Genomic DNA, 24,909 nt, shown 5'->3' with positions numbered 1-24,909 from the left:
ATCGTCATCCTTTTATTAGGGATTCGACTAAGTTGGACTCTTTCTTATTGCGACGACGCATTTGCATATAGGCTTCTGCATTAATTTCTTTTCTGTTTTCCAAATCCTTGTTCACATCCTCTCGCCATTTACCCTCTGCTGCCAGGTTACCTGCCGTCAATAGAAGCAATTCTGCTCCACAGCCTGAACCATAGGAGAAAGCAGTGATTTGATCGCCAGCATGTAGGCCGCATAGGGTTTTCGCTACAGAAACCCATAAACTTGCCGTATAGGAATTACCGGTTAAAGAATTCCATTCCATTGTAGGATTAACTTTCTCCATGAAGAGCTGTTCACATTTTTGAGGATCTATTCCTGATGATAGGCATATGTCTGCAAACGCCTTTTTCACCATTTTAGGAAAGGGTACATGAAAACAAAGCGCTTTATAGACATCAAACAAATTGGCAAACTCCATTTTTTTATCAATACACAATGCCTTGAAGCAGCTACGTGCGGCTTTTTTATAACATTCAAGACTAAAATCCCCATTGACTAAAGGAAAGGGTTCATTCTCCGGCCTCCAAAAATCAAATACTGGCTTGCTGAAAGGGTATGATGCAGAATCGATTGCAGCAATATCGGGAGTATCAATGATAAATGCTACAGCACCCGCTCCTTGCGTGGGTTCTCCGGGATCACCCACTTTATAGAGAGAGATATCAGCAGCAATCACCAACGCGGCTTTTTGGGGGGCAATATTGGCAAGTTTCCACTCCAAAGCTTGTCTAATGGCTAATGTACCTCCGTAACAAGCATGTTTGACTTCATAGGATCGAACAGCACCGTGAATGCCTAATTTTTCTGCTACGAATGCACTCAAAGGCCTACTCATGTCCGGTGCACTTTCAGTGCCTACTGCTAACAACCCAATATCATCCAGTGTACCTCCCCATCGAGAAAGAGCACGTTTTGCTGCCTCTACAGCCAGTTCGACTACGCTTATATTTTCAGGACAAAGTGAAATTTTTCTGCAACCCAGTCCAATAGTGTATTTATCAGGATCTACATTTCGTAGTTTTGCCAGATTTTCCACAGAAAGAAAAATGGATGGAAAATGAAGCCCTATTGAAGAGAAACCAACTTTATTCACCTTGCTACTCCTTACACACATCTTAACGGTATAAATTTATATATTTACACGATACAATTTGAATGGTAGATCTACTGTCGGCTCTTGTTTCCATAAACTTAGAACGTATCCTCCATAACCTGCCTCTATGACTTTGCAAGCTAAAGCATACTTTTTGAGAATATCTATATGGCTCTTAACTCGTTCTGATATGAGTCCCCATTCAAAATAACATTCATTCGCGAGATTCAGTGCATCTGCTAGCAAGAATAATCTGTACTTTTGATTACTTTCCAAAGCATGTCTGGTTTCAATAGAGGAAGTTATCATTTTTTCGTCAACAAGAGCGGCTTTAGAAGGCTGCAATAATCTCATTTCATTAATTTTTTGCAGGCAATCGTCACTTATTGTGGTTTCTTTGGTACTTGATATATAAAGATGAGGGTGCCATGTAGGGTTTAATTTTTTTATTTCGCGTGAATAGGAGTACATAATGAGGCTGGGTGACATCACTCCTGCAATATCGGCTCCATTGCTGCTTTCCCGGAGTGAGCTCTCTAGTTTTAAGGTAAACTCAAACAAATTACTTCTTTGCATGAGGCCGTAATAAACAAGCCACTCAGCCACGGCATAATAAAGAGCAGCAAAAAAACCAAAGCCATTACACGGAGGGATGTTGCAATTTAATTCAAAATATCCTGTCAACACGGAGCATTCCTTGCCGAGCAATTCCAAAGCCCGGCTTATCACAGACCAAAGAATTATCTGGGTGGAATTAAATCCCTCTCCGGTTATCGTTCGAATTGTTTTGATTTCATTAGGATAATATTTTAGAACTAATTTATAGCGCTCAAATGGACTGATAATTGCACATCCTTTCTGGTTGTTAATAAACTCACCGCTTAATATGCATTTTGCAGGAATACAAACTTTAAAACCCAACATAAACATCATCGAGAAAATTAAGGTATCTATAAATTTAGCACATAATTACTCGCTGTGTATTATTTTTATACAATTTCAGAATATTCTTTGTGATTTCGAAAGTCTAAATAATTGCGAATTAACTCCACTCACTTAGCTCATAAAACTTAAAATTAATCAGCTATACTTTTTTTTATGCTATGAATAAAAATTGAGACGGTGGAGACGGCAATGACTTTCAAAATTAACGTACCAGCAAAATGTATTTTAGCTGGTGAACACCTTATTCTGGAACGTGGTTATGCAATTGTTGCTCCATTTCATCAGTATAATTTAACCCTGAGTTATGAGCCGGATAAAACAAAAACAATGCATCTTATATCTGCTGAAGCTAATGATTCCTTTGGCATTATATTATGGCCGGCGATTTATAAAGCATATGAACTATTACAAAAAGATCCTCATAAAATTACAGGTGTTTTTGATATCAAATCAACCATCACTCCTTGCGGAGGTCTAGGTTTTTCCGCCGCGCTATGCGTTGCCATCACCGAGTGGATTATCTATCAAGGATTATTACCTCGTTCTCAATTATTTCAGTTTGCAGTAGAGTTGGAAAATATGTTTCATAAACAAAGTAGTGGTGTGGATATTGCCGGTGTAACGGCTAAAAACATAATAAAATATTTCCCTAATCGTGAACTATGTGAGATAGACCTAGCATGGCAACCTCTTTTTTATATTTCTTCATCCAATGAAACCAGTTTTACTGGACCATGTGTTAAAAAAGTCCAGGAATTAAAAAAGGAAAATCCCCAAAAATCGGAAATTATTTATGAAAAAATGTTACATGCGGTTCTCTTAATTCAAAGTGCATTAGAAGAAAAAAATGATCAGAGTCTGCGTATTTTGGCGCAGGGGCTATCAACTGGAAATGAATGTTTTTATGACTGGGACTTGGTATCTCCCCAACTACATAATCACATCCAGCAATTAAAAGAGTATGCATTAGCCTGTAAAGTAGTGGGCTCAGGTTTTGGTGGCCATGTTTTAAGTTTATGGAAAGAGCCTCCTCCTTCTGATTTTCCTATCCAATTACATCCTCTGATACTAAATTCAACTAAAAAAGCAGAGCTAGCATCGTAGATATCGAGGAGTGTAGGCAATTTTTTTATTTATGTTTATTGGTCAGTCATTTTGAAGTGCTTTAAAAGCATATTTTGGAGGTTTTATGAAATCCATGAGTAGCAATTTCCCTATAACCAACTTTACTACAACACTAATTAGACTAATAAAATCTCGTATAGTAGTTATCTATCGGCCAATTTTTGCCTTATTAACTTATCTGGCTTCTGCTGGACCTGATTATAAGATATCGACCAGTATTTTAGTTGTACTAACAGTTTATCTTGCGGGATTTGGGACATATCTTTACAATGATTTGAATGATTTTGAAGAAGACAGTATGAATAATGAGGTGACAAGTTTTACCTATGATGTCACTTTATATCGTACGATATTGATTGTTTCTATTTTTTGCCTGTGCAGCGCATTACTTTTAGGAATTTATCTTAGTATCTACAATCTCTTTATTGGATTGTTTAGTTTATTATTAGCGTTCACTTACTCACATCCGAAAATTCACCTCAAGACTTATTTCTTAATCAAAACAATAGCCACTGCTGTAGCTTCCGTATTAGCAGCCCTTGTAGGTGTTGCTGCATCGAATCATTTCTCCTGGAAAATTTGGCCTTTCTTGGCCTTGGCATTCCTGATTTCATGGGCAATTTCACCATTGAATGATGTTCGAGATATCAAGGGAGATAAAATCAGCGGACGAAAAACCATTCCTATTGTACTAGGAGTTAAGGTCACTTTTTTCATTACTTGCAGCGCGGTTCTACTCTCTTTGCTCATTGCGACTCTTGGTGTCTATAGCATTACCCTAACTGTAAATTACAGTTCTATGATTTTAGCGCTTATAGCGGGTTTTTATTCGCTGTATTTGCAACTGTGTTTGTTTAATAATCAAACAGATAAGCCTCTGATGAAAAAGCTTCTTAGTCACCTTCAGATCTCTATGATTAGTATGCAAGTTGCAGCATTAATTGCCTTTATATGGAGTTAGTCAATTTGAAAAAGCGATGAATTTCTTGCATTCGTCTTGACCCTGATTGGGATAAAAATTATGTCATATAATTCGTTAGAAGAGCAAAACACCCATGTTATTTTAGTCGATTCACAAGATAACTGCATCGGAATAATGGATAAACTGTCTGCCCATCGAGCAGGGAAACTCCATAGAGCTTATTCTATATTGGTATTTCGCAAATATAGAGACACCATCGAGCTCCTTATCCAACAGCGTGCCAATAGCAAATATCATGGAGGAGGACTGTGGACTAATACATGTTGCAGTCATCCACAACCCGGCAATGATTTACTTGAGGATGCAACGAAGAGATTACTTGTAGAAATGGGTATCAAAATAACATTGATTGAAGTTGGAGTATTCCAGTATTTTGCCGACTTGAATAATAATATGTTTGAGCATGAGATAGACCATGTTTTAATTGGCTATTGGGTTGAACAGAACGTTCATCCTAATCCTCTGGAAGTTGATAATTATTGCTGGATAAGCATTCATAAACTACAAGAACAGCTGGCAGAATGCCCTCAAGTATTCACCCCCTGGCTACCTCAAGTTTTAAATATTGCGTTAACAAGCAAACAGTTTATTCATTATTTTGGTCAATTAAAGAGATTATCATGAAGATAAAATACCCCTCTCATTTAGCGATTATTATGGATGGAAATCGGCGTTGGGCAAAAAACCGGTTTTTACCCGCGATTACAGGATATATTATTGGAGCTAAAACAGCATGGAAAATTCTGTGTACCTGTATGGAGTTAAACATCCAATATCTTACTTTATTTTCCTTTAGTACCGAAAATTGGCAAAGAACTCAAAAAAAACAATCATCTCATCTTCTTAAATTTATAATTTCCTATCTATCCCATCATGTAGAACGTTTTCATAGTAAAGGTATCAAAATACGTATTATTGGTTCTAAAAAAAGACTCAATGAAAACTTATTGAGAATGCTGGATGAGGTTGAGAAAAAAACAGCACAAAATTCACGTTTAACATTATTTATTGCTTTAGATTATGGCGGAAAATGGGACATTCTCAATGCGACCAAACAAATTGTTCGGCAAGTGACAGAGAAACAATTAGATATTGAGAATCTTGATGAAAAAGATTTTGCCAAATTTTTGGCGACTCAAGAAGCCCCTGATCCCGAGTTGGTCATTAGAACAGGAGGCGAACTCAGGCTTAGCAATTTTTTATTATGGCAAATTGCCTATTCAGAAATTTATTATACTCCTGTATTGTGGCCAGAATTTAATGAGCAGGAATTGTTAAAAGCATTTGCTGCATTTACAGAACGCCAACAAAATTTTGGAAAATAAGAGCCTGTCAGGAAAGTGCCTGCCCCCAATGCCAAAGCTTTTGTCCCAACAGCCATGTTTAGCCTGAACTATAGACTTTTATGACTCATGTTTGGTGTGTTTTATTTCTCTTATATACTCTACCAGGAGTTTCTTTTGCTCCTTTAGCTGATTCGCGCCAAACCCCATATAAATCCCATGAATTTCCTATAACCTCAAGAGACTTTAAAACCTTAACCACTATAATTTATTAATAAATCTGGGTCAAAAAACGGTAATCTCCTTAGGTGAACTTATGTACCAGGGGAGATGTTATGAGTTCTTAATCAACTAACTCAATGCACTTAATTTGTTGCTTTAAACGAATGATTCGACGGTAGGCATCTTCGATACGTTGTTGCTCTATTTTTTGTTCAAAAATAAGTCGTTCAATTACTTCAATCACTTCTGGAGCCGAAATTTTTGCTAATTGATTTGCGAAGATGAGCATATCAGCCCCTGCGTTGATTGTCATACATAGGGCATCCTCAAGTGAGTAATGATCTGTAATTGCCTGCATTTGTAAATCATCAGCGATGATGACTCCATCATACCCAATGGTCTCACGCAATAAGCCTGTTAAGATAGCATGGGATAAAGTAGCAGGTAAGCCTTGCTTATCCAACTGTTTATTCACCACATGCGCCGTCATAATCAAAGTAGGTTTATAAGCCTCTTTTGCTAATCGATAATAAGGAATCAACTCTTCCTTATGAAATGTATTCGTAACATCCACAAATCCTTTATGGGTATCACCCAATGCACTCCCATGTCCTGGGAAATGTTTATAACAACACGCGATACCATAATGAGAAAAGGCATCAACAAATTTTCTAGCCAAATGAACTACATCATCAGGATTGCTTGAAAAACTACGCTGTAAACTGCCAATAATTCCTTGCTCTTCTTGTAGATGCAAATCAACAACTGGGCTGAAATTAAGATTAAACCCTAAAGACTTTAGGGTAAATGCCATTTGTGTCAGTTCAGCCTGCAACGCTTCAGGAGATAATTGTGCCATCGCGTAGGCACTCATAGTGGGCATGCATCCTTCAATCCGTGACAATCGATCTATGGCGCCCCCTTCATAATCGAGGGCAATTAATAAAGGCAATTCATTGTTTTTGTAATTTATTTCTGAAGAATAATAATTAAGTTGGTGTGTTAAGCGTTTGATTTGTGCTTGATTTTTTAAATTCCTACCATATAAATCTGTAGAAATATCGTAATCGAATAACAGAACGCCACCTAATCCATCTGACGATAGCCATTCAGCAACAGGGCTTTTGTTGTGAATATCACAGCCATCAAACCCCATGACTAACATCTGACCAATTTTATTTCTAAGAGTAATCATCAGTCGCTCCGTCAACAAATTAGGAAAAAATCCTTCCTAAAAAATTAGTTTATGTTGTGACGAGAATCATACACAAAGATAAAAATTAATGCCATTTATATCTTTTTTGGCGGTATCGCCGGAATATCATTAAAATTGCAACTGCAATTTCCTGATGCATCGGGAGGCAGCGGAACCAGTGAAAAATCACTCGGGTAACAGACCGTGACATTCCAGGCTGAATCTCCAGGATTTACAGTATTGGGCAAAGACCAATAATTTTTAGCAATGTAAGTTTTCCCTTTGTCACTTTCCCAAAAAACTGGTGAAAACTGAGCTCGATACATTAGTTTTTGCCCAGGTTCGCAAGGGAAAGTCTGTCGTATCCAAGATTTTCCAGAAGGAACTGCTACAGTTGTTAGCGTTTTACCTGATGCTGCATCCATGATTTCCACAGATACATCATATTTAGTCCAACAATTATCCTTAACTAAAGTGTAATAACAGGTAATAGCAGCCCAAAGAGAACTTGATGAAATAAGGCTTAAAATAATAATAAAAGTTCTTGCTAACATAATTTAATCCTTTTAAATGGTGCGTGTTAACAATTTGCTTGGCCTAAAAACAAACAATTAAAGTGGATTGTTAACAGACTTTAGAGCCATTTATTAATAGTATATACAATATCAATTATAAATTATGTAGATAAGTTATCAATTTAGGCCCGTACAAGGGTTGATTTTATTATCCGACCTGTATAAGCTTGCCCGAATTGGAGAGATGGCCGAGCGGTCGAAGGCGCACGCCTGGAAAGTGTGTATACGGCAACGTATCGAGGGTTCGAATCCCTCTCTCTCCGCCAAATTCAATAAAAAAACGGTTAAATTATGCTTAAAGTGCCTACCGTTTTTTTATGTTTACTATTCCCATAGGTACTTTTGCAGTGATGGAACTAGGGGCTAAAAAATTCAAATTATTGGCATGCAAAAGTATGATTATGAACAATTCATTTAGGGATATGGCATATGAAATTAATTATAATAGGAATTTTATTATCATTTAATGCAATCGCTGGTGATTATTTCCCTAAACTAACATCACAAGATCAACCATGGTCTGTTACTGCGAGTGCAGGCACAGGCAATTACCAAATTTCTTCCAGAGACAAAAATGCTCCAATAGGACGGTTAGCCCTCGCTAATGAAATGATGCTTGCAGGAAATATTGCTTTAGGCTTGGAATTAGGACTGCAAACTGGGACTCGGATAAAATTAAACATGACCCGAGAAACACTCCAGGCGCTTAAAAAATGGATACCCATGCAAACTACTCTTGCTCCTACGCTGGATTTATTAATTACCACCAAAAGCGACCCCCTGGGAAATAGTTCTTTTTTTGCTCAATTAAAAGGGGGGCTGGCTTATCGGCATTGGCGTGACGATCGTGTTCCTCTTAATGACATCTCCCAATTAGCTGGCGAAATACAAGCAGGTTTTGGTTATCCAATTACTGCTTTGGCTAGCCTAAGTTTGTTGTATCAAGGAATATTTAGTGGTAATGGTCCAAATTTTCATTTGGAAACTTATTCTAAAAAAGAGCAGTTATCTAACATCCCTACATTACACGCCGTTCTCCTAGGTTTATCGGTTAACCTTTAAAAATCCCCATCATCCCGGGAAATTTCTCACTGCGTTCGGGATGATGGCAAAAAGATTCCGGATAAAAGTCAGATGGGTGTACAGATTGAGAATCCTTTTCACGCAAGATGCGCCAAATGTGGCTTTTCCTAGACTATAATGTAAGCAAATAGGTCCTCTTCTCCATTGATTTTCAGGGAGTATTATCATGAAAGAACAACATTATGCCTATAAAATAACGCACAGCGCATCAGGTTTGAATTGCCCACATTCTGCATTGGAAAATGCTAAAATGGTTGACTTGCTAAAAGAAATAGAAAACCAGCATAGCAATGGAATATTTTGGGTATTTAAACAATTTGGTGATCAACCCCAAGAACCACTTTGCATCATAGACTGTTCAAAAAAACGTATTTACTTTCATTATTCCGGTGAGGTTGAAGATTTAAAAGATGCTATAGCCAATTTAAGCCATTAACTTATATTCTCAAAGCCTTGTTTGTTTTTTAAATCAAAATGGATATTATTTTTTTATTTTGATTTTATTTAACCCATGCCAAGTCTAGACAAATGGACTTTTTTTAGTCACCATTCCCTTCCTTTATTCCAGTTGAAGAGAATACCATGTCTTTAAAAACCAAAATAATTATTTTAAGCGCGCTTTTTTTTAATTTATTTACCTGTGCTTATGCAAGCTCTGCAGCAAAGCCTGTAGAAAATGATACCGCCATTCAAAACGCTGTTTTATTCTATATAAACCAATACCGACAGCAACACGGCTTATCTAAACTTACAATGGATAATAAGATTGTAATTCAAGCCAAGCAACACTCTCAGGATATGGCCAACCATCGTATGCCTTTTGGCCATCAAGACTTTGGAAAGCGCATTGCCAAACTGCGTTCTCAAATTAAAAATACTGGCGGCGGCGCCGAGAATGTCGCATACAACTACAAAACGGCTCAAATCGTAGTCAGCCAATGGGTTCGTAGCCCAGGACATCGAAAAAATATCATGGGTAATTATAATATTACTGGGATAGGTGTTGCTCGTGACAAACAAGGCAAACTTTATTATACCCAAATTTTTCTACAAACAAGCAAGAATCCACCGCAAAGCCACGCAGCAAGAAGAACTTACATTGGCGTCCCCTTTTTTGGTATTCAGCGTCGTAGTTAAAGATTCGTTAGCCTGGGTGCAGCGCAGCGAAAATCCAGGCTAAATTTTCTTCATTAATTCAACACATTAACAAACACCTGTTCAATTTTAACGAAATCTTTGCAAAAAACCAGCAAAATCAAGTGGCAATAGAACGCATATTGGCCTATCATAGAATCATAGACAGTACACATTGTTCAGCCAACATTATTACTTTGGGAGCCAGAGTGAGAGTGCGGTGCGCAAGCTTAGCAAGTACTAAGAAGCCTAAAACACTCCAGAGGAGTCCACCTTGGTAAAAAGGACTGTACTCAATCTTACTGTCTATCCCAAATTTCAAAAAGGGCGTTTAAAATACGCCCTTTTTCATTTCTATGTCCCTGTGTAAATTATGATTATGAGTTTTGGTGCTGTTTAGCAGCTTCCTGTTATCCCTCACGGCACTCGTCATGACGAGGTTCTAAGGGGGCTTCACCCAGACTATGATACCCACTCATTTTGTTCGATTGTTTTTTTTAATGTATAACCACTATAATCAAACAGTTAAAACCTGAATTATAATTAAATACATACTTCTATAATGGACACTCAAGCAAATGGATATTTTATTAATTTTTCTTATCCTATTCTTTTTTAGCTTATCCTTTGGGCTAATCCGATTCTTTGATTATCTAGCAAGGAGTGAATCATGAGTTTGTATTTAAGCTGCGGAATAATTGCTTTATGTTTGTTAATTTATTTGTTAATTGTGTTATTCAAACCCGAGTTATTCTAGGCTAACCGATTTAATTTAAAATGGGAATGGACCCCTTATGACTAAAGTTGGTTTTCTGCAAATTGCATTTTATTTGATCTTCCTATTACTGCTTGTAAAACCATTAGGTTGGTATATGGCCCAAGTCTATCAAGGACGTCCCTGTTTATTAGATGCCGTTTTAAGACCGTTTGAACAATTGATCTACAGGATTTGTGGTATTCGTACTCAAGAGGAAATGGGATGGAAAACCTATTTATCAACCATGCTCTTCGTTAATTTAGTTGGATTACTGTTCGTTTACCTCATACAACGTATTCAATTTTATCTCCCACTGAATCCTCAGGAGTTTACTTCTCCATCGCCTGATCTTGCATTTAATACTGCGGCAAGCTTTGCCACCAACTCCAATTGGCAAGCCTATAGTGGTGAAACCACGATGAGTTATTTTACACAAATGGTCGCACTAACCACACAAAATTTTATCTCAGCAGCGACAGGCATGTCGTTATTCATTGCACTAATACGGGGTATCGTAAAAAATGAAAAGAATACCCTAGGAAATTTCTGGGTGGATACAGTACGCGGAATACTTTATATCTTGTTGCCCTTATCTTTAATTTTGGCACTTATTCTGTGTTCTCAGGGAGTCATTCAGAATTTCAAACCCTATCAAAAAATCAGCTTACCGTACCCCTTTACCTACAAACAGCCAATAACAGATGCAACAGGTAAAACGGTATTGGATAACCTAGGCAACCCTGAAACAACACCGGTAAAAATAACCGAACAAATCATTCCTATGGGGCCGGTAGCCTCACAAGTTGCCATTAAACAACTGGGTACAAATGGTGGTGGTTTTTTTAATACTAACTCTGCTCACCCATTTGAAAATCCTACTCCATTGACCAATTTTCTGGAAATGGTAGCAATCCTACTCATTCCTGCCGCTTTTTGTTTTACGTTTGGCACTATGGCTCGCGATAAAAGGCAAGGCTGGGCTATATTAATCGCCATGGCCATTCTTTTTGTTCCATGGTTAATATTCGAAGTTGCAGTCGAGCAAGCAGGAAATCCCTCATTTCAACAAATGGGGATTGACCCTATCGTCCAATCTGAACTTTATCCTGCCGGTAATATGGAGGGTAAGGAAACACGTTTTGGTATTGTCAATTCAGCAATTTGGGCAACAGCTACAACAGCAGCCTCTAACGGTTCAGTAAACTCCATGCTCGATTCATTTACTCCCCTAGGAGGATTTGTTCCTTTGTGGATGATGCATTTAGGAGAAGTCAGTTTTGGCGGCGTTGGTTCCGGGCTATATGGAATGTTAATGATAGTTATTCTTACTGTATTTATTGCAGGACTTATGGTTGGCAGAACCCCTGAGTATTTAGGTAAAAAAATTGAGCCTTTTGAGATGAAAATGGCGTCCATCGCTGTTTTAATTATGCCTTTAATTGTCCTCATTACAACAGCCTATGCTTCAGTAACTCCTGCTGGAACAAACTCCATCGCAAATCCTGGGGAACATGGTTTTACAGAAATACTCTATGCATTTACGTCTATGGGAAATAATAATGGGAGTGCTTTTGCCGGTTTAGATGCCAATACCCCTTTTTATAATATTATCGGTGGCGTGCTGATGTTGATCAGTCGATATTGGCTAGCTATTCCTGCACTTGCAATTGCAGGTTCGCTCGTTAGAAAAAAAAGAATTCCCAGCAGCTTGGGCACATTAACCACTCATACCCCGCTTTTTGTTACTTTATTGATTTGTATTGTCATTGTTATCAGCGCATTGTCCTTTTTTCCAGCACTTGCTCTGGGTCCTATTGTGGAGCATTTGATGCTTTGGGGGAAGTATGGCAACTAAATCACATTCTATTTGGGATTTTAGCATTATTAGAGGCGCGCTACTGGATTCATTTTTAAAATTAGCCCCTCACAACCAAATAAAAAACCCGGTCATGTTTACTGTATATGTGAGTTCAATTGTCACTACAGTCCTTTTTATACAAGCACTGATAGGGTATGGAGAAGCTGCACCGTGGTTTATTCTAGCTATCAGTTTATGGCTTTGGTTTACACTCCTGTTTGCTAATTTCGCAGAAGCTATGGCAGAAGGTCGGGGTAAGGCACAGGCAGAAGAGTTGCGTCGCGCACGACAAGAAATTCAAGCTAAAAAATTGGCTAAGGCATCTAAAAGTGCAAAATTCACGATAATTCCATCCGTGCAATTACGTGCAGGGGATTTGGTTTTGGTTGAGGCAGGTGATTTTATTCCCAGTGATGGGGAGATTATTGAAGGAATTGCTTCAGTTAATGAAAGTGCCATCACCGGAGAGAGCGCCCCGGTAATTCGTGAAAGCGGCGGGGATCGAAGCGCAGTAACCGGAGGTACTCAAATTATCTCAGATTGGCTTATCATCCGTATTACCTCTAATCCGGGTGAAACCTTCTTGGATCGGATGATTGCTCTGGTAGAAGGTGCTAAGAGACAAAAAACACCGAATGAACTTGCATTGACGATCTTACTTGCTGCATTAACCATCGTGTTCCTGGTCGTTTGTAGTACCCTGCTCTCTTTTTCAATGTTTAGTGTGTCCGTCACTAAAGCAGGTTCAGCAATTTCTATCACAGTGCTTGTTGCTCTTTTTGTTTGTTTGGCACCAACAACGATTGGCGGGCTCCTTTCAGCCATTGGTATTTCTGGCATGGATCGCATGATTCAGGCCAATGTGATTGCCTTATCTGGACGCGCGGTTGAAGCGGCTGGAGATATTGATGTTTTATTGCTGGATAAAACCGGAACGATTACTTTAGGTAACCGACAGGCAACGGAATTTATTCCTGCAGAAGGCGTCGATGTCAAGGATTTAGCTGACGCAGCTCAACTCGCCTCTCTTGCTGATGAAACACCCGAAGGCCGAAGTATTGTTATTCTTGCTAAAAGAAAATATAAGTTACGCGGCAGAGCACTTGCCCAACTGGATGCAACGTTTATTCCTTTTACAGCACAAACCCGTATGAGTGGCGCGAATCTTGGAACCCGACAAATTCGTAAAGGATCCTCCGAAGCCATCGAAGAATACATCAATGAGCTGGGAGGTAACGTTCCTGAAAATGTAAAAACTAATGTAGAAATTATTTCACGCCAAGGAGGCACAGCCCTGGTTGTGGCAGAAGGAAAAAACGTCTTAGGAATTGTTCGCCTTAAAGACATCATTAAGGGGGGAATTCATGAACGATTTGCCCAGCTAAGACAAATGGGGATTAAAACCATCATGGTGACCGGCGATAATCCTCTAACTGCGGCCTCAATCGCCGGTGAAGCAGGCGTGGATGATTTTCTAGCCAATGCAAAACCCGAAGATAAACTTAAATTGATTCGTGACTTACAAGCTCAAGGTCATTTAGTAGCAATGACCGGTGATGGGACCAACGATGCACCTGCACTGGCCCAAGCTGACGTTGCGGTAGCCATGAATTCAGGAACACAAGCCGCAAAAGAAGCAGGCAATTTGGTTGATCTGGATTCAAATCCAACTAAGTTAATTGAAGTAGTTGAAATAGGTAAGCAGTTACTTATGACGCGCGGCGCCCTAACGACTTTTAGTATTGCGAATGACATTGCCAAATATTTTGCTATCTTACCCGCTGCGTTTGCCAGTACTTATCCCGCATTGAGTGTTCTTAATATCATGCACCTTGAAACGCCACAAACTGCAGTGCTTTCCACAGTAATTTTTAATGCGCTTATTATTATTTTCCTGATCCCTTTAGCGTTACATGGAGTAAAATACCGCCGACTTCCTGCGGCACAACTCCTCAGAAATAATGTAATTATCTATGGGTTAGGTGGATTAATCGTTCCTTTTATCGGCATTAAAATGATTGATTTACTCATAACAGCGTTGGGTTTAACAGGATAAAAAAATGGTTCTAGAAACTCTAAAACAAATAAAAACTGCCTTAATATTTCTACTTCTCTTTTCAATTCTGACCGGCTTAATTTATCCAGCACTGGTTACTGGATTAGCTCAGCTATTTTTCCCTTATCAAGCAAATGGCAGTTTGTTATGGAACAATGGCCATCCGATTGGTTCTACACTCATTGGACAATATTTTGATGCACCCCACTATTTTTGGGGACGCCCCTCCGCCACTACCCCATTTCCCTATAATGCAACGAATTCTTCAGGTTCAAATATGGGACCTTCTAACCCCGAATTTTTGGATACGGTAAAAAAACGAATCGCTGCGCTTCGGCAATATACTTTGGCAGATCAACATGAGACCAGACCATTAGTACCAGTAGATTTAGTTACTGCATCTGCAAGTGGATTGGACCCTGAAATAAGTCCACTCGCAGCCTTATATCAGATTCCTCGTATTGCCAAAGCACGCCATATTTCAGAACAAGAAATTCAAGAATTGGTAAATCGGTTAATAAAAAAACGTACCCTGCATCTTTTAGGAGAACCACGAATCAACGTATTGGAGCTTAATTTAGCTCTGGATCATCTAAGGACAACTAAATGACCGACAAACGCCCTGATCCTAATGCATTACTACAACAAGTATTAGAAGAGGAACAACAAAAACAACGTGGGAAACTCAAAATTTATCTTGGTGCCGCACCCGGAGTTGGAAAAACACATTCCATGCTTCATGAAGCAATGCAGGAGCAAGCTAAGGGATTAGATATCGTAGTCGGTATTGTCGAATCTCATGGACGGATTGAAATTGAGGAAATACTTAAAAATTTCGTCATCTTACCTAAAGTAACCATTGATTATCACGGAAAAAAATTACAAGAATTTGATTTGGATGCCGCCCTGAAAAGAAATCCAGGATTAATTCTCATGGATGAAATGGCACATACAAATGTTAGTGGTGTACGGCATAAAAAACGTTGGCAAGATATTAAAGAACTATTAGACCGTGGAATTGATGTATGTACCACCCTCAATGTTCAACACATAGAAAGCCTCAATGATGATGTCTCACAAATCATTCATGCCCCCGTTCAAGAGACAGTCCCGGACTCAATGATTGAAAGGGCGAATACGATTGAGTTAGTTGACTTAGCCCCCGAAGATTTATTAAAACGCCTCTCCGAAGGTAAAGTCTACGTCCCCAAACAAGCCCGTCTTGCTGCAGAGTTTTATTTTCGCAAAGGAAATCTAATGGCTTTACGCGAATTGGCATTACGTACTCTAGCAAAGCGGGTGAATACGCAGGTACTTTTATACAGACAAGGTCAAGGTATTAAACACATTTGGCCCATTATGGAAAAGATACTCGTTTGCGTGGGGCCAGGTCCTGAGTCACATAAATTGATTCGAGCAGCCAAAAGAATGGCTACCAGTCTGCAAGCCGATTGGATTGCCGTATATGTAGATTCCACGCGAATTCAATTATCTAGAACGCAACGTAATCAAGCCATAAAGAATTTATTTTTTGCAGAACAGTTAGGGGCTGAAACTCATATTTTAATGGCTTATGACCTTGTTAAAGAAGTCATCAATTTTTCTCGTGATCAAAATGTCACCCTCATTATGATCTGCAAACAAATTCGTACGCGATGGAGAAATTTTTTCTTTCGCAGTTTGGCCGATGAAATTTTACGATATAGTGGTGAAATTGATGTCTATACCATGACCATAGCAGCAAAGAAATCAAAGGGTAAAAATCTTCCCAAACCAAAGACGCCATGGTTCTATTACCTTTTATCGACCAGCATTGTCACGGTCACGACACTGATTAATTATTTAATTTATCCTCTGGTCAACGAAACCAGTTTAACTCTGGTTTATTTAATAGGAATGATTTGCATTGCATTATTAGGACGTACTGGACCTGCGATTTCAGGAGTTATTCTCAGCATTTTAATCTATGATTATGTGTTTATTCCACCCTATTACAGCTTTCTCATGGCACAATCCGATTATTTCTTCACTTTGATTATGATGTTCATTATGGCGCTGTTTATTTGCCAGTTAACTTTAGTCACCCGCCGTCAATCAGAAATTGCACGGCTTGCAGAATATCAAACCTCTGCCTTATATACCCTAAGTCGGCGATTATCGAGAACACGAGGGATAGTCAGATTACTAAGAACAGGGGTTAATTATATTTCAGAAATTTTTCATTGCGAGATTATCGCGTTGTTACCAAAAAATGGAAAACTCGTTGTTCATGCGAGCGCAAAATCACATCAAGAATTAGATGAAAAAGAGTACAGCATTGCTCAATGGGTGTTTGAATTAGGACAAAAAGCAGGATGGGGAACTGATACCCTCTCCTTTTCTAATGCCTTATTTATTCCGTTACTTGGTGCACGCGGTACGATGGGAGTTTTAAGGGTCCAACCCACCAAGAATGATGATTATACAACACCTGAAAAAATACAGCTTCTGGAATCATGCGCCAATCAAATTGCACTAGCTATAGAGGTAGATAGTTTGCAAGAAGAACAAAATAAGTCAGGTAATACTTCTGTTTAACTACTTAGATTGCCTAGCCTGGTGCAAACACCGTCATCTCAAGCGTAGCGAGGGATCTCCATGATCTAGCACAATGTTACGATTGAGAGATCCCTCGTTACACTCGGGATGACGCCAATATCCCTTATCAGAATTTGCCAAATTCTGATCCTTACTCTGGAAAATTATCCTAAATTACAATAGGATAATTAATATTTAGGTAAAAAGGATTTACCCATGATGATCGCAACCTTACTAGCACCAGGTAATGAAACCCGAGTGGCCATTACCCCTAACTCAGCGAAGCACTTTATTAAATCAGGCTTTGAAGTCGCTATAGAAAAAAATGCTGGAGTCGCTGCACGTTTTAGGGATCAGGATTATGAACAAGTTGGCGTATCGATTCAGAGTAAAAAAAGCATATTAGAAAAAACCAACATTCTGCTTTGCATTAATGAACCAGATCCCAAAGAGCTAGAGGGTTTATCCCCAGGCGCGCTAGTCATCGGACATATCGATAACGAACCAGAAAGTAAATTAATCACCTGGTGCAAGGAAAAACAAATTACCCTATTTTCAATGAACCTGATACCACGCATCAGTCGGGCCCAAAGCATGGATAGTCTCTCCTCACAAGCTAATTTAGCAGGCTATAGAGCGGTCTTAGAAGCATGTACCCAGTTTCATCGTGCAATTCCCATGATGATGACGGCTGCAGGAATGATTCAGCCGGCTAAAGTACTCATTCTGGGCGCTGGAGTCGCAGGCTTACAGGCAATAGCAACAGCCAAACGTTTGGGTGCCGTAGTTTATGCGTTTGACGTTCGGCGTGCAGCAAAGGAACAAGTTGAAAGTTTAGGTGCAGAATTTATTGAAGTAAGCCAGGATCAAGATAGTGAAACGAAGGGAGGATATGCTTCCGAAATGAGTGAAGAATATAAAAAACTTCAAGCAGAACTGATTGATCAATACGCGAAATTAGCAGATATCATTATTTCCACAGCCTTAATCCCCGGTAGAAAAGCGCCTATTTTATTGTATAAAAAAACAATAGAAGAGATGAAACCCGGTTCAGTTGTCGTTGATCTTGCAACCTCACGAGGTGGTAATTGTGAAGTGAGTGTTCCTGATAAAACAATAAAGCATGGAGAAGTCACTGTCATTGGTTTAAGTAACATGGCTGGCTTGGTTCCAGCTACTGCAAGTGAGCTTTATGCCAATAATCTGGTACATTTAATTAACCTCTTAGCACAAAACCCACCCGAAATTACGTTAAATCCTAATGATGAAATCATTCAGCAAGCAGTACTTTGTCATCAGAATCAATATCTACCCTTCCAGGTAATAAAGGAGACACAAAATGCATGAGATGAACTCCCTAGGAAATCCATACATTGCCATACTGACCATTTTCGTTTTGGCCTGCTTTGTTGGATATTATGTGGTTTGGAAAGTCACCCCAGCCCTCCATACGCCGTTAATGTCAGTAACTAACGCCATATCCAGTATTATTGTTTTAGGAGCACTCATTGCTGCGGGTACTCAGCTAACAGGGAAAATCACTTGGATAGGCGGCCTCGCAATATTTATCACCTCAATTAACATTTTTGGTGGATTTGTTGTTACCCAACGCATGTTGCGTATGTATAAAAAATAATGACAAACATTATAACCATTGACCACTCTTTTAAAACCGTGGGAAAAAGTCATATTTTAATCCTAGATGGAACGAATATGGCTTTTCGATGAACCGTAGTGAATCGTTACAAAAATAAGGATGATTTCTCATGACAACCCTGGTCCCTTTATTTTATCTATTATCTGCCGTGTGCTTTATATTGGCGCTAAAAGGCTTAGCCAGTCCCGCATCGGCAAGAAGAGGAAATCTTTTGGGTATTGCCGGCATGATCCTCGCGGTAGGTTCAACCTTGATGATGCCAACAACATACCATCAGCCCCTACTCATTAGTTTAATCATCGCAGGAGGCATAATTGGTACGTTCATTGCCTTCAAAATTAATATGACAGCTATACCGCAGCTTGTCGCAGCCTTCCACTCTTTAGTGGGTATGGCCGCAGTTTTAGTTGCTTTCTGCGCGTTCTTATCCCCTACCTCTTTTCATATTGGCGTTCCAGGAGCAATTGCCAAAGCAAGCCTTATCGAAATGAGTCTTGGTTTAATTATAGGTGCCATCACTTTTTCAGGTTCAGTCATTGCTTTTCTCAAATTGCAGGGCATTATGTCGGGTGTCCCCATTAAACTCATAGGTCATAACACCATTAATTTGATTACCGCGGTAGTCATCCTTATTTTATTTGCCTTGTTCTTAATTAATCAGACACTAACGCTGTTTAGTGTAATGGCAGGACTCGCTTTTTTACTCGGCGTATTACTCATTATCCCTATTGGTGGTGCAGACATGCCCGTCGTCATTTCTATGCTTAACTCTTATTCAGGATGGGCAGCCGCAGGTATTGGATTTACACTAAGCAACCATTTGCTTGTAATTACCGGGGCTTTGGTCGGTGCGAGCGGAGCCATTCTGAGCTATATCATGTGTGTTGGCATGAACCGATCTATTTTCAATGTCATTTTTGGAGGTATCCAATCATCAGGAAGTCACTCACAAGGAAATGCAACAAATGAATCACGTACAGTACGTCAAGGTAATGGCGAAGATGCAGCATTTCTATTAAGTAATGCTAAAGATGTAATTATTGTTCCTGGATATGGCATGGCCGTAGCGCATGCGCAACACGCAGTTAAAGAATTAGTTGATGCTCTAGAACGTCGCAATATCAAAGTTCGCTTTGCAATCCATCCTGTTGCTGGTCGTATGCCTGGGCATATGAATGTGTTACTTGCTGAAGCCAATATTCCTTATGATAGAGTGTTTGAACAAAGTGAAATTAACCGTGATTTTACAAGCTGTGATGTAGCATATGTTATTGGGGCAAATGACATCACCAATCCGGCAGCAAAAACTGATCCAGGCTCACCAATTTATGGCATGCCAGTCTTGGAAGTAGAGAAAGCTAGAAATGTATTATTTGTCAAAAGAAGTTTGGCCCCAGGCTATGCAGGGGTCGAAAACGATTTATTTTATCATGATAATACGTACATGCTTTTTGGTGATGCTAAAGCGATGACTGAGTCGATTGCTAAGGCTTTGGAAGCATTATAGAAAAGCCCACCAAATCTTCACATCAACTGAAAAGCTTCTGAGAAATTCTCAAAAATTACAATCAACTTCCCTACGTACCGCGCTTTATGCGCGGTATCCAGAAGATATTGCATCGCTTTTAGAATTTTTTTCCTTTATGAGGCTAAGGATACTGCCTAGAAGTTTTTGAAAAAAATTTTAGCAATAACTTGTCAATAATTTATCCAACGTTTGCCATGCATACAAAATACGGGTATCTTAGGTCGTTTACAATTATGGAGTTATATAATGCTACAAAAATTTGGACTTGGCTTACTGTGTGTCGCCGCGTCTTTAACTACAAGCGCGCATGCTGTGGAAAGTTTGCCTACTAAGACTATTGGAGCCACAATTGAATACATTTTGCAAAGCAATGTTCCCGAACCAGTGGCTAATTTTTTTATGTGGACGATAGAGGCTGAATGTAAAATTGTGTCTGAAGATCAAAGTAATGATATTTTATTTGTAGCTCTGGCAAAAAAAGGAAAAGTCAATAACATGGATTTAGTCGCAGGACAATCTTTACTGCTGACTGTTCATCCGAATGACATTGTGAAATTAAGCGCAGACTCAGGGGCACGAGTTGATATCACTAATTTTGGGCCCCACACAGTTAAAGCAATTTGTACTGCTTAATAGAAATTTTAACTCTAATAGAGCGTCGCAATGCTCGGGATGGCGAGGGAAGCTCCCTCCCTAATGTTCCCGAGTTGCATGAAATTTAATTTTAGGATACCGCTCTTCAGCCATGGTTAAATTAACACGGGTTGGAGCAAGATACATCAATGCATCGCTTCCGTCCAAAGCCAAATAATCATGCGCTTTTGTACGGAATTCACTCATTGCTTTATCATCATCAGAGTAAACCCAACGAGCACAGGCGACATTCACATTTTCATAAATACAATCCACTTTATATTCATGTTTTAAACGATGCGCTACGACGTCAAACTGCAACACACCCACTGCCCCCAGAATTAACTGATTACTATTTAATGGTCGAAATACTTGTGTTGCCCCCTCTTCAGATAACTCGATTAAACCTTTTAATAAAGCCTTACTCTTTAAAGGGTCTTTTAAACGCACTAACCGAAACAATTCAGGTGCAAAATTGGGGATACCGGTGAATTTTAATTGCTCACCTTGAGTAAAGGTATCACCTATTCGAATCGTTCCATGGTTATGTAGACCAATAATATCGCCAGGCAAAGCAACTTCTGTATGTGAACGATCACCCGCCATAAAAGTTAAAGCATTAGCAATTTGCACTTCTTTGCCAATACGCAGGTGATTGATTTTCATTCCTTTTCGATAAGCTCCGGAGCAAATTCGTAAAAAAGCAATTCTATCCCTATGTTTTGGATCCATATTAGCTTGGATTTTAAATACAAATCCGCTAAAAGCATCTTCCTTAGCAGAGACAATACGCTCTTGGGCTGTCCGAGGTTGTGGACCTGGAGCATAACGTACGTAATCATCCAATAACTCTTTGATACCAAAATTATTAATTGCAGAACCAAAATAAACTGGCGTCATTTTACCCGCTAAATAATCCTCTAAATTGAATTCATGCGAAGCCCCTTTCACTAAATCAATTTCCTCACGTAATTCTTGGGCGCTTTCCCCCAAGAGCTCATCCAGTAGAGGGTTATCCAAACCTTTAATTTGCATTGCTTCTTGCTTTTGGGCGTTCTTACCGGGTTGATAGAGATACACGATATCTTCATAACGATGATAGATGCCTTTAAAACGTTTCCCCATACCTACAGGCCAGGTCACTGGTGCGCATTGAATACCTAAAACAGATTCAACTTCATCCAACAAATCAATAGGATCACGACCCTCGCGATCCAATTTATTAATAAAAGTCATAATCGGTGTATCACGCAAACGACAGACTTCCATCAATTTAACCGTTCGCTCCTCGACCCCTTTAGCTACGTCAATAACCATCAGCGCTGAATCTACTGCGGTCAAAGTACGGTATGTATCTTCAGAAAAGTCCTCATGCCCAGGGGTATCTAACAAATTCATTACATGCTGATTGTGTACAAACTGCATCACTGAAGTAGTAATAGAAATACCGCGCTCTTTTTCCATCTCCATCCAATCGGAGGTCGCATGCCGATCGGCTTTACGTCCTTTGACAGTTCCTGCCAATTGAATTGCACCTCCGAACAACAGTAATTTCTCGGTTACTGTGGTTTTACCTGCATCAGGGTGAGAGATAATTGCAAAGGTTCGCCGTGTATTAAAATCCTGATAAAAATCGGACATGAAGTTCTCTAAATAAATATAATGTTAACGTATGTAGTGAATTTTAAGACATTCCTGAACAAATACAAGACGAAGGCGTTGTTTCTAGCGTAAACACCGCTCGAAAAAGGGAGATTACACTCATAAAACGGGATTTGAATAGTCATTAACGCATAAAAACGCTATGATTAAAGAGGATTATGAAATAGGTGAACTGTATCTCTGCTTAAACTCACAGATGCAGCACACAACTACATCATCCCGAGCGCTGTGGCCCTGAATGACGGGACTATAGCCGCCCAAAATCACTAAATAAAATTTATAGGAGATAAGTGTTCATTATGAAACGTTGCCCTTGGGTTGGTACTGGCAAACCTTATTATGAAGAGTACCATGATAAGGAATGGGGTGTTCCCGTACATGATGATCAAAAACACTTTGAAATGCTTATTCTTGAAGGAGCACAAGCTGGTTTGAGCTGGGAAACAATACTCAAACGGCGGGAAGCGTACCGAAAAGCATTCAAACAGTTTGACCCTCATGCTGTAGCAAAGATGAGCGATGAGGAATTAAATAGCTTGCTTAACGATTCGGGGATTATTCGTAATCGTCTTAAAATTTTTTCGGCGCGCAAAAATGCGATTGTGTTTCTTAAGATCGCGCAAGAATTTAGAACTTTTGACAACTATATTTGGCAATTTGTGAATGGAAGTCCCAAAATAAATTACCCTAAAACACTTCAAGAAGTCCCTGCCCGTACTGCTGAATCTGACGCGTTATCCAAAGACTTGAAAAAAAGAGGAATGAGTTTTGTCGGGTCAACGATTATGTATGCTCACATGCAAGCAGTAGGTCTGGTTGATGATCATCTTGTCGATTGTTTTTGCAAAAATTGAAATCATGGTGCATAAAATCGGTTAATTTAAGGCTTTAGGAAGGACAAAAGCCCCTTCTCGAAGGCTCTGCCCCAAGACTTCGAGACAGCGCTGCGCTTCCTCTGCAAGGGCACAAAAGAATTTTGAAAGATGCCTCAGCACCTCGTTTCGCTCAGATTAAGATGAAATTCTATTCAAAATTTCCTCAATAGGTAAACCCATAACATTATAATAAGAACCTTTTATTTCTTTGACAAACTTGTCATGAACATTTTGAATACCATACCCTCCCGCTTTATCAAAGGGGTCCCCTGAGTCAACATAATTTTGAATTTGTCGCTCTGTAAGCGAGTGAAATGTAATACTGGTTGTTACGCAATCAACCCACCACTTTTGTTCGGGTAGAGAAATTAGGGCATAACCGGTATAGACCTCGTGGGAGCTGCCACTGAGCATACGCAGCATTCTATAAGCATCTTCAGGGTCGCGAGGTTTTTCTAAAATATGGTTCTGATAAGCTACGGTAGTATCTGCTGCCAGAATAAAATCTGCTGCTCCTACTTCAACCTGAGACAAAATAGTTTGAGCTTTTTCTCTGGCCAGTCGAGTTACATATATTTTAGCTTCCTCATCTTTTTGCAGAACTTCTTCAATATTGGCAGGCATAACAACAGCAGCCAATCCGTGCTCTTGCAATATTTGCAATCGTCTTGGAGATGCGCTAGCTAAGATGAATTTTAATAGATGCTTAGGCTTCATGAGTTGTGTTTCTAAAAATAGGATTAGATCAATTATCAGCCTCTATTTAATTCCATGCAATATTGACGCATGATACATTAAGTGATCTTCGATAAAACTAGCGATAAAATAATAGCTGTGATCATAATGCTCATGCATTCGTAGGTTCAGTTCGACTCCAGCCTTCAAGCATGCTGCCTGAAATAATTCGGGTTTGAGTTGCTCCTTTAAATAAGGATCCTGTGCACCCTGATCAATGAGAATGTGTTGATGTGGCCATCCTTTAGCTAAGATAAGTTCGCAAGCATCATATTTTTTCCACTGCTCCTTATCATGCCCCAGATATCCTGTGAATGCTTTTTGACCCCATGGACATTGCGATGGGGCGCAAATAGGTGCAAATGCAGAAACCGAACGATAGTGCTTAGGATAAGTTAATGCCAAAATAAGCGCACCATGCCCTCCCATTGAATGGCCAAAGATACCACATGCTTGATGATTAAGCGGGAAATGCTCTTGCAGTAGATGGGGTAATTCTTCATGGACATAAGTCGACATTTTATAATATTTTGACCATGGAGATTGTGTGGCATCCACATAAAATCCCGCACCCATACCAAAATCATAACTCTCCTGAGCGCCTGGCACATTATCTCCTCGAGGACTTGTATCCGGAGTAACCAGTGCTAAACCTAATTGGGCAGCAATCCGTTGCGCTCCTGCTTTTGTAATAAAATTTTGCTCCGTACAGGTTAATCCGGAAAGCCAATACACTACGGGTACGCTTTTTTTCCGTGCGAGAGGTGGTAAAAAAAGACCAAAGCGCATAGTACAATGGGTTGAATCAGCTTGATGGGCATAAACCCGTTGAATACCTCCAAAACAGTAATGTTCTTCAATGAGTTCAATGGCCATTTAATTTATTCCTTGAAAC

Annotated in this window: 24 protein-coding genes and 1 tRNA gene; 18 read left to right on the top strand and 7 right to left on the bottom strand. The window is 39.4% G+C overall.

The window, feature by feature from the left end; genetic code table 11:
* Nucleotides 1–4 precede the first annotated feature (4 nt).
* Together ACF8MK_RS10065 and ACF8MK_RS10060 are read right to left on the bottom strand one after the other, a co-directional pair.
* Nucleotides 5–1,132 carry a hydroxymethylglutaryl-CoA synthase family protein gene (locus ACF8MK_RS10065; protein ID WP_392536539.1) on the bottom strand — a complete coding sequence of 376 codons (1,128 nt, stop codon included), beginning with the start codon at nt 1,130–1,132 and terminating at the stop codon, nt 5–7.
* A 36-nt stretch (nt 1,133–1,168) separates the two neighbouring features.
* Nucleotides 1,169–2,056, bottom strand: a complete 888-nt coding sequence (locus ACF8MK_RS10060) for a mevalonate kinase (RefSeq protein ID WP_392536538.1) — start codon at nt 2,054–2,056, stop codon at nt 1,169–1,171.
* A gap of 210 nt (nt 2,057–2,266) precedes the next feature.
* Between ACF8MK_RS10060 and ACF8MK_RS10055 the strand changes: the two genes are divergently transcribed.
* The 4 genes from ACF8MK_RS10055 to uppS all read left to right on the top strand — a co-directional run bounded on the left by ACF8MK_RS10055 (nt 2,267) and on the right by uppS (nt 5,509).
* Nucleotides 2,267–3,181, top strand: coding sequence for a mevalonate kinase (locus ACF8MK_RS10055; protein ID WP_392536537.1), 915 nt, complete (start codon nt 2,267–2,269; stop codon nt 3,179–3,181).
* Between the two features lie 85 nt (nt 3,182–3,266).
* Nucleotides 3,267–4,163 carry a UbiA family prenyltransferase gene (locus tag ACF8MK_RS10050; RefSeq protein ID WP_392536536.1) on the top strand — a complete coding sequence of 299 codons (897 nt, stop codon included), beginning with the start codon at nt 3,267–3,269 and terminating at the stop codon, nt 4,161–4,163.
* Nucleotides 4,164–4,223: 60 nt separating this feature from the next.
* Nucleotides 4,224–4,808 (top strand): isopentenyl-diphosphate Delta-isomerase, encoded by a 585-nt coding sequence (gene idi / locus ACF8MK_RS10045; RefSeq protein ID WP_392536535.1) that lies wholly within the window; start codon nt 4,224–4,226, stop codon nt 4,806–4,808.
* Complete coding sequence (gene uppS, locus ACF8MK_RS10040) at nt 4,805–5,509, top strand: polyprenyl diphosphate synthase (protein ID WP_265702664.1); 705 nt, start codon at nt 4,805–4,807, stop codon at nt 5,507–5,509. The genes idi and uppS overlap by 4 nt, the downstream gene beginning before the upstream one ends.
* Before the next feature lie 301 nt (nt 5,510–5,810).
* Here uppS and ACF8MK_RS10035 read toward each other — a convergent pair whose 3' ends face one another.
* Complete coding sequence (locus tag ACF8MK_RS10035; protein WP_392536534.1) at nt 5,811–6,884, bottom strand: glycoside hydrolase family 3 N-terminal domain-containing protein; 1,074 nt, start codon at nt 6,882–6,884, stop codon at nt 5,811–5,813.
* Between the two features lie 95 nt (nt 6,885–6,979).
* Nucleotides 6,980–7,438 (bottom strand): hypothetical protein, encoded by a 459-nt coding sequence (locus ACF8MK_RS10030; protein WP_392536533.1) that lies wholly within the window; start codon nt 7,436–7,438, stop codon nt 6,980–6,982.
* Nucleotides 7,439–7,637: 199 nt separating this feature from the next.
* Between ACF8MK_RS10030 and ACF8MK_RS10025 the strand changes: the two genes are divergently transcribed.
* From ACF8MK_RS10025 to ACF8MK_RS09965, 13 genes are all read left to right on the top strand, one after another.
* Nucleotides 7,638–7,725, top strand: a tRNA-Ser gene (locus tag ACF8MK_RS10025).
* Between the two features lie 163 nt (nt 7,726–7,888).
* The gene (locus tag ACF8MK_RS10020) at nt 7,889–8,521 is read left to right on the top strand and encodes a hypothetical protein (protein WP_392536532.1); all 633 of its coding nucleotides are present in this window, start codon (nt 7,889–7,891) and stop codon (nt 8,519–8,521) included.
* Nucleotides 8,522–8,708: 187 nt separating this feature from the next.
* Nucleotides 8,709–8,978, top strand: a complete 270-nt coding sequence (locus ACF8MK_RS10015) for a hypothetical protein (RefSeq protein WP_265702660.1) — start codon at nt 8,709–8,711, stop codon at nt 8,976–8,978.
* 146 nt (nt 8,979–9,124) lie between these two features.
* Nucleotides 9,125–9,679 carry a CAP domain-containing protein gene (locus ACF8MK_RS10010; RefSeq protein ID WP_392536531.1) on the top strand — a complete coding sequence of 185 codons (555 nt, stop codon included), beginning with the start codon at nt 9,125–9,127 and terminating at the stop codon, nt 9,677–9,679.
* Between the two features lie 667 nt (nt 9,680–10,346).
* Entirely contained in the window at nt 10,347–10,433 is an 87-nt protein-coding gene (locus ACF8MK_RS10005) for a potassium-transporting ATPase subunit F (RefSeq protein ID WP_081776841.1), read from the top strand.
* A 37-nt stretch (nt 10,434–10,470) separates the two neighbouring features.
* A complete protein-coding gene (kdpA, locus tag ACF8MK_RS10000) occupies nt 10,471–12,288 on the top strand; it encodes a potassium-transporting ATPase subunit KdpA (protein WP_392536530.1) in 1,818 nt (605 codons plus the stop codon).
* Nucleotides 12,278–14,347 (top strand): potassium-transporting ATPase subunit KdpB, encoded by a 2,070-nt coding sequence (kdpB, locus tag ACF8MK_RS09995; RefSeq protein ID WP_392536529.1) that lies wholly within the window; start codon nt 12,278–12,280, stop codon nt 14,345–14,347. Before kdpA ends, kdpB begins: the two co-directional genes overlap by 11 nt.
* Nucleotides 14,348–14,351: 4 nt before the next feature.
* A complete protein-coding gene (kdpC, locus tag ACF8MK_RS09990) occupies nt 14,352–14,957 on the top strand; it encodes a potassium-transporting ATPase subunit KdpC (RefSeq protein WP_392536528.1) in 606 nt (201 codons plus the stop codon).
* Nucleotides 14,954–16,924 (top strand): DUF4118 domain-containing protein, encoded by a 1,971-nt coding sequence (locus ACF8MK_RS09985; RefSeq protein WP_392536527.1) that lies wholly within the window; start codon nt 14,954–14,956, stop codon nt 16,922–16,924. Before kdpC ends, ACF8MK_RS09985 begins: the two co-directional genes overlap by 4 nt.
* Nucleotides 16,925–17,140: 216 nt before the next feature.
* On the top strand, nt 17,141–18,271 hold the full coding sequence (locus ACF8MK_RS09980) for a Re/Si-specific NAD(P)(+) transhydrogenase subunit alpha (RefSeq protein ID WP_392536526.1): 1,131 nt from the start codon (nt 17,141–17,143) through the stop codon (nt 18,269–18,271).
* Nucleotides 18,264–18,560, top strand: coding sequence for a proton-translocating transhydrogenase family protein (locus ACF8MK_RS09975; RefSeq protein WP_028379911.1), 297 nt, complete (start codon nt 18,264–18,266; stop codon nt 18,558–18,560). Before ACF8MK_RS09980 ends, ACF8MK_RS09975 begins: the two co-directional genes overlap by 8 nt.
* Nucleotides 18,561–18,690: 130 nt before the next feature.
* The gene (locus tag ACF8MK_RS09970; protein ID WP_392536525.1) at nt 18,691–20,088 is read left to right on the top strand and encodes an NAD(P)(+) transhydrogenase (Re/Si-specific) subunit beta; all 1,398 of its coding nucleotides are present in this window, start codon (nt 18,691–18,693) and stop codon (nt 20,086–20,088) included.
* Nucleotides 20,089–20,355: 267 nt separating this feature from the next.
* Nucleotides 20,356–20,742, top strand: a complete 387-nt coding sequence (locus tag ACF8MK_RS09965; protein WP_392536524.1) for a hypothetical protein — start codon at nt 20,356–20,358, stop codon at nt 20,740–20,742.
* A 60-nt stretch (nt 20,743–20,802) separates the two neighbouring features.
* On the opposite strand, the gene ACF8MK_RS09960 is transcribed toward ACF8MK_RS09965, so the two are convergent.
* Nucleotides 20,803–22,383 carry a peptide chain release factor 3 gene (locus tag ACF8MK_RS09960; RefSeq protein WP_392536523.1) on the bottom strand — a complete coding sequence of 527 codons (1,581 nt, stop codon included), beginning with the start codon at nt 22,381–22,383 and terminating at the stop codon, nt 20,803–20,805.
* A gap of 320 nt (nt 22,384–22,703) precedes the next feature.
* Between ACF8MK_RS09960 and ACF8MK_RS09955 the strand changes: the two genes are divergently transcribed.
* Entirely contained in the window at nt 22,704–23,258 is a 555-nt protein-coding gene (locus ACF8MK_RS09955) for a DNA-3-methyladenine glycosylase I (protein ID WP_392536522.1), read from the top strand.
* Nucleotides 23,259–23,414: 156 nt separating this feature from the next.
* Here ACF8MK_RS09955 and ACF8MK_RS09950 read toward each other — a convergent pair whose 3' ends face one another.
* Together ACF8MK_RS09950 and fghA are read right to left on the bottom strand one after the other, a co-directional pair.
* The gene (locus ACF8MK_RS09950; protein ID WP_392536521.1) at nt 23,415–23,996 is read right to left on the bottom strand and encodes a Maf family protein; all 582 of its coding nucleotides are present in this window, start codon (nt 23,994–23,996) and stop codon (nt 23,415–23,417) included.
* A 42-nt stretch (nt 23,997–24,038) separates the two neighbouring features.
* Entirely contained in the window at nt 24,039–24,890 is an 852-nt protein-coding gene (gene fghA / locus ACF8MK_RS09945) for an S-formylglutathione hydrolase (RefSeq protein WP_392536520.1), read from the bottom strand.
* Between the last annotated feature and the right edge of the window lie 19 nt (nt 24,891–24,909).

Origin of the sequence: Legionella sp. 227, assembly GCF_043161935.1 — a bacterium.
In the GTDB taxonomy this organism is placed as follows: Bacteria; Pseudomonadota; Gammaproteobacteria; order Legionellales; family Legionellaceae; genus Legionella; species Legionella sheltonii.
The sequence above is the reverse complement of the archived record's forward strand: the minus strand, read 5'-3'. Positions and strand labels throughout refer to the sequence as shown.

Coding starts and splice junctions, on each gene's coding strand:
- ACF8MK_RS10010 (WP_392536531.1), top strand. CDS start 9,125: ATGTCTTTAAAAACCAAAATAATTATTTTAAGCGCGCTTTTTTTTAAT.
- kdpA (WP_392536530.1), top strand. CDS start 10,471: ATGACTAAAGTTGGTTTTCTGCAAATTGCATTTTATTTGATCTTCCTA.
- ACF8MK_RS09970 (WP_392536525.1), top strand. CDS start 18,691: ATGACAACCCTGGTCCCTTTATTTTATCTATTATCTGCCGTGTGCTTT.
- kdpB (WP_392536529.1), top strand. CDS start 12,278: ATGGCAACTAAATCACATTCTATTTGGGATTTTAGCATTATTAGAGGC.
- ACF8MK_RS09960 (WP_392536523.1), bottom strand. CDS start 22,383: ATGTCCGATTTTTATCAGGATTTTAATACACGGCGAACCTTTGCAATT.
- ACF8MK_RS10055 (WP_392536537.1), top strand. CDS start 2,267: ATGACTTTCAAAATTAACGTACCAGCAAAATGTATTTTAGCTGGTGAA.
- ACF8MK_RS10050 (WP_392536536.1), top strand. CDS start 3,267: ATGAAATCCATGAGTAGCAATTTCCCTATAACCAACTTTACTACAACA.
- ACF8MK_RS09985 (WP_392536527.1), top strand. CDS start 14,954: ATGACCGACAAACGCCCTGATCCTAATGCATTACTACAACAAGTATTA.
- ACF8MK_RS10030 (WP_392536533.1), bottom strand. CDS start 7,438: ATGTTAGCAAGAACTTTTATTATTATTTTAAGCCTTATTTCATCAAGT.
- ACF8MK_RS09965 (WP_392536524.1), top strand. CDS start 20,356: ATGCTACAAAAATTTGGACTTGGCTTACTGTGTGTCGCCGCGTCTTTA.
- ACF8MK_RS09975 (WP_028379911.1), top strand. CDS start 18,264: ATGCATGAGATGAACTCCCTAGGAAATCCATACATTGCCATACTGACC.
- ACF8MK_RS09950 (WP_392536521.1), bottom strand. CDS start 23,996: ATGAAGCCTAAGCATCTATTAAAATTCATCTTAGCTAGCGCATCTCCA.
- fghA (WP_392536520.1), bottom strand. CDS start 24,890: ATGGCCATTGAACTCATTGAAGAACATTACTGTTTTGGAGGTATTCAA.
- ACF8MK_RS10060 (WP_392536538.1), bottom strand. CDS start 2,056: ATGTTGGGTTTTAAAGTTTGTATTCCTGCAAAATGCATATTAAGCGGT.
- ACF8MK_RS10015 (WP_265702660.1), top strand. CDS start 8,709: ATGAAAGAACAACATTATGCCTATAAAATAACGCACAGCGCATCAGGT.
- ACF8MK_RS09980 (WP_392536526.1), top strand. CDS start 17,141: ATGATGATCGCAACCTTACTAGCACCAGGTAATGAAACCCGAGTGGCC.
- kdpC (WP_392536528.1), top strand. CDS start 14,352: ATGGTTCTAGAAACTCTAAAACAAATAAAAACTGCCTTAATATTTCTA.
- ACF8MK_RS10035 (WP_392536534.1), bottom strand. CDS start 6,884: ATGATTACTCTTAGAAATAAAATTGGTCAGATGTTAGTCATGGGGTTT.
- ACF8MK_RS09955 (WP_392536522.1), top strand. CDS start 22,704: ATGAAACGTTGCCCTTGGGTTGGTACTGGCAAACCTTATTATGAAGAG.
- ACF8MK_RS10020 (WP_392536532.1), top strand. CDS start 7,889: ATGAAATTAATTATAATAGGAATTTTATTATCATTTAATGCAATCGCT.
- uppS (WP_265702664.1), top strand. CDS start 4,805: ATGAAGATAAAATACCCCTCTCATTTAGCGATTATTATGGATGGAAAT.
- idi (WP_392536535.1), top strand. CDS start 4,224: ATGTCATATAATTCGTTAGAAGAGCAAAACACCCATGTTATTTTAGTC.
- ACF8MK_RS10005 (WP_081776841.1), top strand. CDS start 10,347: ATGAGTTTGTATTTAAGCTGCGGAATAATTGCTTTATGTTTGTTAATT.